Here is a 14,441-nt window from a genome sequence, read left to right as displayed (position 1 = left end):
ACCCATAGCTTTTTATCGCGATCTATAAACAGGCTTACAATGATGTCGTTACTTAAACTGTTTGGGTTGCCGGGCTCATGCACATACCTTTTAAACTGACCTGTTTTTCTATTAAAATAAAATAGTCCGCCTCCATTCGTACCAATCCAGATGTTACCCAGTCCGTCTTCTGCAAAACGGTTTACATCATCATAGGTCAGCCCTCGGGGATTTGCATTCTGGTGTTTATAGAGCGGGAATTTGAGGATCTTTTCATGATAAAAGCTAACGCCCCTTTTAAATGTTCCTACCCATATTATGCCCGAATGGTCTTTATACAAGGTTAAAATGGCATTTTGACCAATACTTTTAACGTCGTCCTCTTTATTAACAAGATACCTGACACTAAAATTTCTTTTATCCAGCAGGTTCACACCGCCATGATCGGTTCCTATCCAAATCAATCCTTTATCGTCCTGAATGATACTGCTAATCAAGTTGTTATTCAAACCATTTGGTGCCTTGTCTATGAATCTGGTTTTCCCGGTTTTGGTTTCATAAAAATCTACTCCTCTCTGGCTATTCAGGGTATATATCCATAGATCGGACGCATTATCAACAAACAATTTAAAGTTTTGAAAAGCCAAAGGGTCATCATGCTTAAACACAGAGATACGCTTTTGCACTTTACCGGTAGAGCTATTGAGCAGTTCTACGGTCTTATCCGTATGAATAATCCAAATGTCTCCATTAGGCCCTTTCTGTAATGCAGAAATTGGAGAACCAGCCAGTGATGCAGCATTCCCGGTATTCAGTTTTAGATGAATACTTTTTTTGCTCAGTGTATCATATTTAAAGACGCCTTCGTCACCCGCGTTGAACCAAAAACCGCCTTTACTATCTTTTACTATATCTATGATCTTTTTAGCAATAATGTTTAACTCCTTCAGGTAAGGTTTCACATCCCTTATAAAACTTTGGGTTTCCGCATCATAGATATTTGCGCCGTTCTTGGTTTCCAGATAGAGCTTGTTATCTGGCAGTTCAGAAATATTGACGATAAAATCGTCACTTATTGATTTGGTATCTCGTGGATCGTGCTTAAAAATTTTTATCTGCTGACCATCAAAACGGTTTAATCCGGAAAGGGTACCAATCCATATAAAGCCCTTGCTGTCTTTAAAAATTGTATTTACCTGGTTATGAGAAAGCCCATCGGAGAGGTTTATACTCGAAAACTGAATCTGGTCTTGCTGCGCTAGCCCAACAAATGAAATCAGGAAGAAGATTAATGTAATTATGGTTTTCCTTGCAAACATTAAAGATTCATTTTATAAAATTCATGCATGGTATTCTTTAAATCAGAATAAAGCGTTTTAAAGATCCTAAAATTCCTCAAATAAACCTCACCATTATTAGGGTTTGGCTTAACCATTTTTGGCGTTTTATTTACCAAATCGGAATAATCATGAATCAAACCAAGGGCTTTCATTGCCAACAGTGCAGCACCAACTGCCGAAGCATCTTCTGATTGTGTAATCACCAGGTCTTTTCCGGTAATATCAGCCATTATCTGCATCCAGATATCCGATTTTACAATGCCTCCGCTAATATTGATCTGTTTAATGGGCTCAGCATTTTCCTGCAAGGCATCAAGCACATCGTACATCGCATAGCATATACCTTCCAGTACAGCTCTCGAAAAATGGGCTTTTCCATGTTCCAGCTTTACACCAAAGAATACGCCACAGCTTTCGCTATCCCATATCGGTGCCCGATCTCCGGTTAGATAAGGTAAAAACAGCAACCCATTACTTCCAGCCCTTATGCCTGCAATTTCTTCAAAAAGCTGTTCATAATCGGTTTCTCCCAAGTCATGTTTAATGTTATTTTTTATCCACCATTGTAAGGCAATGCCGCCATTATTTATCGGGCCGCCGCAAATAAAAGTATCCTTATCAAGGATATAACTAAATGTCATCGCCTTTTCATTCGGCAAAGGCTTATCGCTGGCTATTCTTACCGCACCACTTGTACCTATGGTCATCACAGCAATACCGGGTTTAATCCCTCCACTCCCCAGATTGGCCATACAGCCATCACTTGCACCAATTACAACAGCAATACCAGACTCAAGAAACTTAGTATAATTAGTTTGTACAGGTTCAGAAAGCATTTTACTATCTATCCCTGTGATATTAAGGGAATCTGTATGCCAGTCTAGCAGATCTATGTTAAACAAACCAGTACAAGAAGCGATTGAGTAATCTATCTTAAACTCTTTGAAAAGCTTGTACCAGATGTATTCTTTTATGGAAATGAATTTATGTGTTTGGCTAAACAAATCCGGATCATTCTCCTTTAACCAAATGATTTTGCATAAAGGCGACATGGCATGCAGCGGTGTGCCTGTTGCTTTATAAATGGACAAGCCAGTTTCAGTGCTTCTTAATCCTTTAGCAATTTCAGAACTTCTGTTATCGGCCCAGGTTATCATTGGTGCCAGCGCGTTACCATTTTCGTCAACCGGTATCAGGCTGTGCATGGCACTGCTTAGGGATATTGCTTTTGGCACATTGCCAATTTCAGCAATCAATCCATCCATGCTTTTCTTAAAAGCATTCCAGATTTCTTCCGGATTCTGTTCATGATAACCGGGTTGTGGCGAGGTAAAAGCGTAATGCTGCTGAAAAGCACCAAATGAGTTGCATTTGGTATCTACAGCAACCGCTTTTACACTCCCCGTACCGATATCTATTCCTAAAACATAATCCATAATTGCAATTTAACGTTGCAAGATAGAAAATGAATTATAACTATTTCTTTCTGGCAAGATCCAATGCTGCAGTAATTGTGTAATATTTTGCAATCATATTGGGTACTTCCCATGCAGGCAGATCCTTATTTTTAAGGTAACTCAAAAACTTTTCAGTTACCCTGGCAAAATGTGCCTCGTGCCCTTCTTTGTATTTATCGGGAATATTAACCCACCATCCGGTTTTGGTTTTTGTAAGCGAAATACCTGGAAACTTGCCCTGTAAATTTTTAAGCTGCTCATTTAAAGTTGCTTCAAAAGCGGCATCTTTTGGATTCACAGGATCAATATATAGTTCAGGTTTAAATTTCTGCTCTGCTCCCTGTTTTATAATCAGGTTGGCCTTTGTGCCACGCATAATGGAGTAATGTGTATCGCCAGTACCTTCGGGTGCTTTATAATTCCATTTTACGGAAACTTTAGCATGCACACCACGGAGTTTATAATTGATCTCTCCGTTTGAAAACACCTTTAGCACACTATCGTTAACCACATCTTTTTTAAGATAATCTGGAAACGCAGTCGACTTGGTGATGGTATTAAACTGGCTTAAAGTTAAATCTGTACTTGATCTTTTAGCCGACACCAATTGAACATCGGTTTTATAATCGAGCGTCTGATCCGGAAAACATTCCCATTGCACCAGGTCAACCAAATGCGTAGTTACATCAACAATCCCCTCTCCTTCCTGGGCTACATCCATAAACCATGCAGGTCTTACCAAAACACTTCCTGAAACATACTTATAAAAATAATGAACACTTTCTTTGGTAACAGCAGGGTTATCAGGCGTGCCTTTTTCAAGCATACCGAAAACTTCGGGTATCATTGAGAACTCTCTTTGCAGCATGGTAGTAATCTCATAACGCTCCGTCATGATATCATACAACAACAGCTGCTTTTCTGCTGCCGTTTTAAATGCACCTTTCAAAACCTCAAAACTAGCCCCATCAATGGCCATTGGCTTATCAGCCAGCACATTCAATCCGGCTTCAACCGATCTTTTTATGTAGTTTGTTTTCTTCTGGTTATTTCCTGCCAATACCAATACATTCCCTTTCTTTTCGGCAATCATTTTATCCAGGTAATCATCGCCCAGATAAACTTTTTCATCCCATGTGGTTGGATTGTCCGGACGCTTATTGTAGGCTTCAATTTTTGACAAATGCAACTCCACATCGGCTCCCTTAGGTGCATACACATGCACGGTAGAATCAACCCCGCGATACATTKATTTTTGCACTAGCGCAGCATGAAAATGTCCGGGATCAAGGGTGATCAGCTTTACAGCATTATCTTCCTGTTTCTTAGGCTGACTGCATCCTGCCAGCACAATTAATGGGATCATTATTAGTTTGCTTTTCATAGTTTAACTCTTTTTATCGAGAATATAGTTGGTACCATAAGGATAACGCTGTGGTCTCGATAATAATTTATTGGCTTCTGCATTATCTTTAAAAACTTCTTTGTTCGGATCCCAATATAGCTTTTTTGGAGATCTCATTGCAGCATGAGCTACTAAACATGCACTGCAAGAACGATGCGCAACTTCTGCAGGGCTAATTGTTGCCTTTCCGCTTTCAATACAATCCAGCCAGTTGCCGTGTTGTTCAGGACTTTCGTACAGATGAATTTCATTGGCCTCTATTTTAGAGGTAAGAATAGCCGGATCGCTTGCATAAAATGCTTTATTATCTTTACCACCCGACCCAGGGTCTGTACTGGTAACCCCTACGTTTCCTCTTGATACAAAGATCCAACCGTTACTGCCTTCAAACCTTACCCCATTAGGATTTTTACTATTCATCACCATGTTTACACCATTTGCATACTTGGCATGAACCTCATAATCGCCATGTACATTCCACAAACCATTTTTAGGAAATTCGGCACGCGCCTCAATTTCAATCGGGCCAGTATGCTCTGTATTCATTCCCCAGTGAGCAATATCAATGTGATGTACGCCCCACCCGGTAATCATCCCGGCACCAAACTGTTCTAATCTTAACCATCCGCCCCTCGATTYCGGATCTGTTTGTGAATGTACACGATCCTGCGTATAGTAAATGTAAGGTGTTGAGCCAAGCCACATATCATAATTGAAATTTGCAGGAATTGGCATCTCTGTAGCAACCCCACCCGCAGGATCTGAAGGCAAACCAACCTGTACACTTTGAAGTTTTCCTATCCTTCCATTTCTTACCAGTTCACATGCTCTTTTAAATTGAGGCCAGGGGTTAACTGAACGCTGCTGACTACCTAACTGAAAAGTAACTCCAGATTTTCTGACCATATCACTCATCATCCTACCCTCTTCAATAGTTAACGAAGTTGGTTTTTGAAGATAAATGTGTTTGCCTGCAAGCGCTGCTTCAATTGCTGGCTGGGCATGCCAATGATCAGGGGTACTGATCATCACCGCATCAATATCTTTATTGGCCAGCAGGTCATGATAATCATCATAAGTTTTAATATCTATATAATTGGAATTACCTGTTTTTTTGGTATACCAGCCCTCTACCAGCTGTTTTCCACTTTTCAGTCTGTTACCGTCTAAATCTGCAATGGCCACAATACGGGCTTTATCATATTTAAAAGTTTCGGCAAGGTCATGTGTCCGGGCAATTCGGCCGCAGCCGATCTGGCCTATATTAATTTTATTGCTGGGTGCGTTTTTACCAAACACAGAAGCAGGAACTATAGTAGGAAAGCCAGTCATGGCAACAGAAGTAACAACAGCACTCTTAACAGCCGTTTTCACGAAATCTCTTCTGCTATATGGAAGTTTTTCATTTTCGCTCATCATATCATCTAGGTTTATTAGGTTAATATTTGGTTAGTAGCGCAGCGGTGTATTTCGTGAATCTGCGTATGCTTTACTGTAATCTATTTTTTTATACTGGCCGGCAACATAGTTGATGCCCTGAAGGATGTGTTTGATAAAAACCGGGTCTTCATAGTTTTCTTTATCGTGTCCAAGAGCGGTAATCCAAACATTTCCCCCATCAAATTGCTGGTACCATACTGCAGGATATAACTCCGAAAAAGGAGCAGAAAATGTTTTTATTTTCTCCGCATCTGCCGGATCAGATGAATTTAAAGAGGTAACATCATGTGCCATGATTACTTTAATGCCAGGATACAGTTCTTTGGCAAAATAACATTCATCTTTTCTTTCCCAAACTTTTGGCAAGCCTGCAACAGAGGGATGCGAAGGGTCAATTACTTTTACAGTAAACTTTTGGTTTCTGGCATGCCAGGCAAACGTGCCTCCCAGCATTTGCTTAAACCATTGCCAGTTTCGTTCTGTACCGGTTACAGAGTGTAAGCCAACAAATCCGCCTCCGGCTTCTATATATCTTCTAAAGGCTAACCTTTGTCCATCGGTATCAAACACATCATTATTAGTGCTTGGAAAAATCAGCAAGGTATACTGCTTTAAATTTGCCTCTGTAAAAACCGAAGGATCATCAGATACATCGGTGTCAAATCCATTCTCCTGGCCCAATTTCTGAATGCATTTTACCGCATTAGKGATATTGTCATGAACATACCCCTTCCCGTTTTTGGTGTACACCAGTACTTTTACTTTTTTCAGAAAGGTGTTTTTTTCAGCAGCCATTGCAAATGGGATGCACAATATCCATAAGGCAGAAAGCAGGATACTCGCTTTGAATTTAAATCTTAAAATTGATACGCTCATTAGTTTGAATTAAGTTGGTTTAATTTTATTTTAACTACGGGAGGACTGGCAAAATCACCCCAGGCGGCTTCGGCACGCTCCTTAGAAGTATGGCCATTGTACACCAGGAACCTGTATTTTAGGATATAGGTTTTCCCCTTTTCCAATAACCAGTCTTTATCTTTTGTTGGCGAGAAATTGGCATACACATCTCCCCTTCCGTTCATGTTTTCAGGCCATATTCTTAATGGTTCCGGATAATTATAATTGGTAGGATAAGACATCATTACCGCACCGGCATAGTCATCATCTATTTTTCCCTGCAAAATCACCCAACGTGCTTTGGTGCCATCCGCATCTTTTCTTGTTTTTCCTTCGGATGTCAGGGTTTCGCTATTTTCTTTATTCCATTTTTCGGTAGCCCGCCAACCCAAGCCGCCATAACGGTATTCTTTAAGTAATACCTGTTCATCAGTAGCGCAATTGAGCTGAATAGTGATATCAGCAATATAATAATCCTGACCTTTTTGAGGTTGGAAGATCCTTACCGACTGAAGCTCGTTGAGTGCTACCTTTTCAGTTCCGTCTTTTTTAAAAACCACATGATCGTGCAGTGTCTGATATTCTGCATATACCGGACCTGCGTTTACAGCAACAAAATCTACAAACCTTACCGTTCCTTTCCGGTCTTTAAGGTTCCAGAAGTCTACAGTATCACCTTCAAAAACCACATGAGTCCATGGGTTCCACAATCCATAATGATGGTAATGATCGGGAGCCTGTATCCGTGTTAATTCTTGTCCGTGCGGAGACCATAACGGATGTATAAAACCGCTTCTTTTAAAGGCCGTATCTATTCCCTTTGGTGGATAAACCGTTTTGTAATTGTAGCGGAGTAAGTTTTTATTCCCGTTACTTATTGTTAACTCCCCGTTTTCACGGATAGCCCTTATGTGATCCGCAGGCTTAAGCGGTTTTCCTTTTTCCAGGGCAAATATGCTTGTGGCCAAAGAAGGTTTTACCAGCCAATGCAAAACCCGTTTTCCGTTGTTTTCTACCTGATACGCTACAGGGGTTTGTTTGTTTCCTTTTACCTCTATTAACCTGATAACGCTATCAGGCAAAGCAGTTATTGCATCCAGATCTACCTGAACATGAATCTCTTTATCTGGCGTTCTTTTCTTCAGGTCTACCTCCAGGGTAGCAATTCTTTGGGCATACAAGGGTGTTAGCATTGCTGAAAAGGCAATAAAAGATATGCAGGTTAGCCTCAGGGAATTTAACATCATTATTTCTTTAATCGTATTTTAAAAATATGGTTTTTAGACAGTAAGATCACTTTAGCCTCTATTCTATTTTATCAATCGGTGGTACATTACCCTCTGAGCCAGAATATCCTTTGTTTTGATTTATGTGACCGGATACATTTGCCCTGATCGCACTTTGAGGTACCGGCCACAATACATGATATGGGCTCATGGTATATTGATCTCCATGATTTGTTTTAACACCATTTTTATAGAACACATTTTTTTCTTTTACCCTATCATAAAAGAAATTGTTTTCCGAGAAATTGGTTAAAGAATATACTTTACCATTATAGGCAGTTTTACCGGTAAGTGCAAAAATGTAAGCAATTCTGGTCAGCTCACATTTTCTTGGCTCCTCGTAATAAAGTTCGCGGGCTCTTTCATCCAGTATCGTGCCGATGTTGATCGAAGCAGGAGTATAGGGTGCTGCTTTTGCACGTGCCCTTACCTTATTGATATCAGCGGCAGCGCTGGCCAGATCGTCTTTCCAATAATAGGCCTCGGCGCGAAGCAAATAGGTTTCTGCTATCCGGAACACATACCAGTCTGTATGACCACCTTGCATTGGCGCATTTTCAAAATCAGGTATAAATATCTTATACTGCGGCCATCCAAAATAACTCCTTATGGTATCAGTAACGGTAAGGCCGCCTGCAGCATTTCGCAATTGTATCGGTTTATTGTAGTATGTAGGGTCGCTCTTCTTTAATGCGGGCTCATTATAAACAAGGTCTTCCATGTTCATCCAATTGCCTTTTATATGCCTTAAGTCATTAGGATCGTCCCAGATCGCTTGTGTGCTGTAAGATGTTCCGCGACAGCGGCCTATTCCTCTTCCATAAAGATTAGACTGTGTGATCTCCAGATTAATTCCATCGTTAGTACCTTTTTTTCCATTTGGCGTATTGATGTTTGAACCCCAGTTCGGTACTGCCTGACGCATAATTTTCATCCCCCCATCATAACCTCCATCCATCTGCCTGTCAATCACCATAAATATACCTTCCCTGTTCTCACCCAACGACTTGTTCTCCGGTCTGTGAAGGTCCCATATCAGGTTTCTTGTTTCATCTGCTCTTGTAGCGCCGAACCGGTTGGTCATTAGTGCATACGGACTTCCATTTATTACCGCATTTGCAGAGGCTATGGCATCGTCAAATTTTCCGAGCGCTAAATTCACCTTGGTAAGCAAATGATTTACCGCTCCTTTGGTTACCTCACCCTTATTCACATTATCAGTTACCCATTGCGCTGCAAATTCCAGGTCTGTTTTCATCTTCTGAAGAATGACCTCGCGCTTAGTGGTATAAAAATCTACCCTTGGCGTGGTTACTTCATTCAACAACAAAGGCACGTCTCCAAATTGATTTACCAAACGGTAATAACGGAATGCTCTGTGAAAATAGGCCGACCCCAGTATCGAGTTACGCTCCGCTTCATCTTTAAAATTGGCAGCATCAATACGGCTAATCACTGTATTTGCATATTTGATACCCTTATATCCCTCGTCCCAATAATATCCAATTCTGTTAAAGTCAACCGAATTTAGATTCGCATCAGGAGTAATCAACAGGTTTAAATCCTGAGCAGGACCAGATTTATCTGTTGTACCATCAACTGCTATCTCAGAGAATATTTGCTCGGTAATCCACGGCGCGCCATCACCAAAGTATTCATTCCGCAAATTTCTTGCACAAGCTACTAATGTAGCCCGCAAAACTGCAGGGTCTTTATAATCTTCATCTGTGTAAAAGGAAAGCGGTTCGGGTTCTAAAAAGCTTTTTTTACATCCAATTCCGGCCAGTATAGTGATAACTAAACAGACAGGTAATATTTTATATAGATTTTTCATGATCATCGATTTGATTTATACTACAAGGTTACATTTAGTCCTAATGTCACATACCGGGGCGTTGGGTTTTTATTCTGTGGATCCCAATAATCCCAGTCGGGTGCATAAATTGCTGCGTTTTGAACAGTCGTAAAGATCCTTACACTATTCAACCTTCCTTTTTCAACCAGTTTCTTTGGCAAAGTGTATGCTAACGAGACATTATCTATTCTGATAAATGATGTTTTACGGTATACATTATAGTTTGCACTGCCATTGCTTGAGTACAATCTTGCATAATCGTTGATTGGATTTTCTGCAGTCCAATAAGGCACTTTGTACGAATTCTGTCTATCCTGAAAACCGGAATTATTCTTAGCCTCATTAAAATCTGTCATGGCTCCCCAGTTGGAATACATAGAGAAAGAAAAATCAAACTGCTTAAAAAACGTAAATTCATTTCTCATTGAAGTGGTAAATTTAGGATTTCTGGATCCCAGGAATTGTTTATCCGCATCTGTGAATTTGAAATCCCCATTTACATCCTGCAGTTTAAAATCTCCCGGTTTCACGCCGTATTTAGCGGCTTCCGCAGCTTCGTTTTGCTGCCACACACCTAAAACTTTTAAGTCCCAAATGGCATTTACATCCTTGCCTATAAACCAACCATTTCCAGGATCATTGTTTTCAACTTTACCTATTACCTTTCCTTCCTTATCCAACTGATTTACCTCGCCGAATAAATGAACAATCTTGTTCCGGTTCAAAGAAAAGTTAACAGAGGTTTTCCAGCTGAAGTTCTCTCTTTTAAAATTGTTGCTGTTTAAGGCGATTTCTACACCTGTATTGGTCACATTACCAAGGTTGGATGCTATATTAAAGAAACCAGTTACACTTGGCAAGGCTCTTAACAAGAGTAAATTGCTTGTATTTTTCTTGTAAACCTCTACCGATCCGTCTATTATATTATTCAGGATTGAAAAGTCCAGACCTCCATTAAATGACGATGTAGATTCCCATTTAAGATCTCTGTTTATCATTCTATCTACATACAATTGCGCGATAGGAAAAACTGTCCCTGATGGAGAAACATATAGATATTTACCTGTATTAAGATTTGAAAGCGCTAAATAACCGTCAATATCCCTGTTCCCTACCGATCCATAAGACAGTCGAAGTTTTGCATAATTAAGCCAGCTTACAGATTTCATGAAACCTTCGTCGCTGAACACCCAACCCAGTGCTAATGAAGGGAAAGTTGCCCTCGGATTTCGCTGCCCGAAAGCAGAATACCCATCGCGACGAATGGTAGCTGTTAAAAGATATTTACTGTTAAGGGTGTAGTTTAACCTGGCCATTAATGCATCGCCTGTAGTTACCAAATCGTTACTGCTCACAATCGGTTTAATTCCTGAACCTATGTTATGATAGCTTAATTTATCATTCGGATCAAACCCTTCGTTTTCTATTCTCGAAGACGTTTGTTTTAATTTTTCTGCGTTCATCAAGAACGTAACATCGAATTGATGAATTTTATTAAACGTTTTATTCCATTTCAAAACGTTATCAATTTGCCAGTTAAAACGGGTAGTTTCTGTACGATCAGCATATCCTTTTCTGGCAACATAGTCTGGATGTAATGCAGAAAAGTGATTAAATTCCCTGGTCTGATCATAACTTGGCGTAACGTTTACGGAGTATGAAAAGCCAAATGGCAATTCGCCTTTTACATACATGGTCGAAAAGATGGTGTTATATTTCAACATCCTTTCGCGGTACACATTATCCAGAAAAGGGTTACGGTTGTTACCTAAATCGTCATTTGGACTTGGTCGTAATGTAATTCCATCATCCTTGTATTTAGATCCCAAAGGTGAAGCATTTCTAATCTGGCCAAAGTCAATAGGAACAGCACTCTCATCGCGACTGGCATATTGAAAGTTAACACCTATTGTTGCGAATTTTGCAGCTTTACCTTCCAGATTAAGGCGTGCCCGGGCATTTTTATATTGATCACCAACAGTTAATCCTTCATTATTGGTATAGCCTAAAGAAAGGTAATAATTAACCTCCTCTTTTCTTCCGGAAATACCAAATGTATGATCCTGTCTAAATCCATTTCTGTAAATCAAATCTTCCCAATTGGTACTTTTACCTGCCTTATAATTTTCAATCTCTATCGGAAACATTTTCAACCTGGTTAACCAGGTATCTATCGGATCGGCAGTTATAGGCGTATTATCGTAAGCATACCATTGCGCAAGAGTTACGTTGGATGGAAGCGTACGCGGATCATTAAAACGCGATGGTTGTGTACCAATCGTACCCGCATTTATGCTTTTTAATACGTCTGTACGCCAGTTAACAAAGCCATTGGCATCATAAACATGCTCCGTAACCTCGCGTGAGGCCATCCCGATTGTGGTATTTAAAGTAATTACAGGCTTGTCTGACTTGCCTCGTTTTGTAGTAATAATAACCACACCACTTGCGGCCTTTGCTCCATAAACTGCCGCCGAGCTGGCATCTTTTAATACATCAATTGTTTCGATATCACTAGGATTAATATCACTTAACTGACCTGGATAAATTACCCCGTCAACAACAAGAAGGGGTGTTACACCAGCTATCAGCGAGGATTTTCCTCGCACCTGAAGGTCGGAGTTGTTTCCACCTTTGGGTGAGGCTGAAAAAGCGACATTTAATCCCGGAACATTTCCCCGAAGCAGATCTTGTACGCTATTTGGATGTTGATTTTCAAGCTGTACAGCCTTAACCTGTGATATGGCACCCGTTAAATCCTTTTTTGATCGTGTACCGTAACCCACCACCACTAATTCATTTAAATCATTTGCGGCTTCTGCCAACACAACATTAACAGTTGTGCCCGTTACCGGAACTTCTTTAGAGATAAAGCCAAGTGAGCTAAAAACCAATATTCCGCCATTGTCTGGAATATCCTTAAGGACATAACGTCCCTCCGCGTTAGTTACAGTCCCATTTTTAGAACCTTTTAAACGAACACTCACACCTGCAACAGGGAGTTTCTTTTCGTCGGTAACTGTACCTGAAACCGTTTTGACGAGGACATTTTCATATTTGTTATTAAATCGATCGTCAAATTGCTGGTCAGGGGGAAGCCTTGTCCATTCATTTATTGTTGCGTAAGACCATAGCGGACAACATATTGCTACTGCAAAAATTGAGCGTAAGAATCCTGTAACGCGCATTTTATTGCCGTTTTGTATATTTAGAAACATAATATGTATTATTTATTAGGAAATGAATAATTTTAATTACACTGCGTGTATTCTAAARTTCAGGAGGTATCCCGGTTAAGTTTAGGTTTCATATGGTTTAGTTTAAATTAGGTTAGTAAATTAAAGTTAGGAATAATATTTAAAAATGCAACCGATAGCATAAATGTTTTTAAATTTGTCTATTCATACCTGGAAGGGATTAAGGAATGAATAAAACCACAAAAAGCATTCAAAGATGATAAAAATGGACTTTTATACGGAAAAACACATCTTTCCAAGGCAACAAAGCAGACAAAACTATCAGCTGGGCAACTGCCTGGATCACATTTTTCCCGCAGAAAAAAGCAATAAATATGCATCCGGTTTCAATTTTAAATACAAAATCATTACATCAGGCTCCATAAAAATCTAAAGAAATGCACTCACAAAAAGACGTAACCATTTACGATATCGCCGAAAAGCTCAACCTCTCGCCTACAACTGTTAGTCGCGGGCTGAAGGATCATCCTGCCATAAGTAAAAAAACAAAGAAGAGAATTAACGACATTGCTGCAGAGCTGGGTTATCGCTTCAATACGTTTGCAAGCAACCTCAGAAGCAAACGCACCAATACCATAGGCGTAATCATTCCAAGAATGAACAGTAGTTTTATGTCGGCAGTACTGGCTGGAATGGAAAAAGTTGCAAATGAGGCCAGCTATAATTTAATCATCAGCCAATCACTTGAATCGGCAGAAAAAGAGGCGGTAAACGTAAAAACGATGTTTAACAATCGCGTAGACGGTTTAATGGTATCTGTAGCTTACGACACAGTTGGCGTTTCGCAATTCGAAATGCTATTAGAGAAAGGCATCCCGCTGTTATTTTTTGATCGCACACTTGATCATCCGCAGTGCACCAGTATTGTTATCGACAATTATAAATCCGGGTACCTTGCAACGCAGCATTTAATAGCGCAGGGATGTAAAAATATCATCCACATCACCGGAAATCTGGCCAGGAATGTTTATGCCGATCGCCAAAGAGGATACGAGTCTGCACTGAAAGATGCAGGGATCCAGACAGACCCTAACAATACTTTCATTAACGTACTGGATGAACAAGCGGGCATAGATTGCGCCCAAAAGATATTGAAAATGAACCCATTACCTGATGGCGTTTTTGTAGACAACGACACCTGCGCGGTTAACTGCATGGCTATCCTTATGAATAATGGAATTAAAATACCTGAGGACATTGCTTTTATTGGCTTTAACAACGACCCGATATCAAGGGTGATCAGACCAGCATTATCAACCATTAACTATCCGGGGTTTGAAATGGGAGAAATAGCGGCGCACAAACTAATCGCACATTTAAACGGGCAACAAAGCATAAATTCAACCAATTCAATTATTTTACGATCAGAACTTATCGCAAGAGATTCATCTAAAAGGATTAAATAACAAAAAGGCAATCCAGTCGAAAAATAATTATGCAACCGGTTGCATAATTATGAGTTTTTTAACTACATTAGTTCAATTTTATTACCTCGAAATCTCAAACCAATACCATCCATGAAAGA

General features: G+C 40.0%; 9 protein-coding genes. 1 reads left to right on the top strand and 8 read right to left on the bottom strand.

Features of this window, described 5'->3' with window-relative positions:
• The 8 genes from AC1DG9_RS13800 to AC1DG9_RS13765 all read right to left on the bottom strand — a co-directional run.
• Positions 1–1,298: ligand-binding sensor domain-containing protein (locus AC1DG9_RS13800; protein WP_477634756.1), on the bottom strand; the 1,298-nt coding region annotated here is incomplete at its 3' end.
• On the bottom strand, positions 1,298–2,755 hold the full coding sequence (locus AC1DG9_RS13795; RefSeq protein ID WP_288879623.1) for a gluconokinase: 1,458 nt from the start codon (positions 2,753–2,755) through the stop codon (positions 1,298–1,300). The genes AC1DG9_RS13795 and AC1DG9_RS13800, both read right to left, overlap by 1 nt.
• 40 nt (positions 2,756–2,795) lie before the next feature.
• Positions 2,796–4,160 carry a putative oxidoreductase C-terminal domain-containing protein gene (locus tag AC1DG9_RS13790; RefSeq protein WP_477634755.1) on the bottom strand — a complete coding sequence of 455 codons (1,365 nt, stop codon included), beginning with the start codon at positions 4,158–4,160 and terminating at the stop codon, positions 2,796–2,798.
• Positions 4,161–4,163: 3 nt separating this feature from the next.
• The gene (locus AC1DG9_RS13785) at positions 4,164–5,600 is read right to left on the bottom strand and encodes a Gfo/Idh/MocA family protein (protein WP_477634754.1); all 1,437 of its coding nucleotides are present in this window, start codon (positions 5,598–5,600) and stop codon (positions 4,164–4,166) included.
• Positions 5,601–5,630: 30 nt separating this feature from the next.
• The gene (locus tag AC1DG9_RS13780) at positions 5,631–6,497 is read right to left on the bottom strand and encodes a ThuA domain-containing protein (RefSeq protein ID WP_477634753.1); all 867 of its coding nucleotides are present in this window, start codon (positions 6,495–6,497) and stop codon (positions 5,631–5,633) included.
• Positions 6,497–7,765: a DUF6807 domain-containing protein gene (locus tag AC1DG9_RS13775; RefSeq protein WP_288879619.1), complete on the bottom strand. Its 1,269-nt coding sequence runs from the start codon at positions 7,763–7,765 to the stop codon at positions 6,497–6,499. Before AC1DG9_RS13775 ends, AC1DG9_RS13780 begins: the two co-directional genes overlap by 1 nt.
• Before the next feature lie 58 nt (positions 7,766–7,823).
• Positions 7,824–9,638, bottom strand: a complete 1,815-nt coding sequence (locus AC1DG9_RS13770; protein ID WP_337715853.1) for a RagB/SusD family nutrient uptake outer membrane protein — start codon at positions 9,636–9,638, stop codon at positions 7,824–7,826.
• Positions 9,639–9,658: 20 nt separating this feature from the next.
• Positions 9,659–12,847 (bottom strand): SusC/RagA family TonB-linked outer membrane protein, encoded by a 3,189-nt coding sequence (locus AC1DG9_RS13765; RefSeq protein ID WP_337715856.1) that lies wholly within the window; start codon positions 12,845–12,847, stop codon positions 9,659–9,661.
• 446 nt (positions 12,848–13,293) lie between these two features.
• Between AC1DG9_RS13765 and AC1DG9_RS13760 the strand changes: the two genes are divergently transcribed.
• A complete protein-coding gene (locus AC1DG9_RS13760; protein WP_337715858.1) occupies positions 13,294–14,322 on the top strand; it encodes a LacI family DNA-binding transcriptional regulator in 1,029 nt (342 codons plus the stop codon).
• Positions 14,323–14,441 lie beyond the last annotated feature (119 nt).

The sequence above is a fragment of the Pedobacter sp. 05L430 genome (genome assembly GCF_056397585.1).
This window is presented reverse-complemented; position numbering and strand designations above follow the sequence as displayed.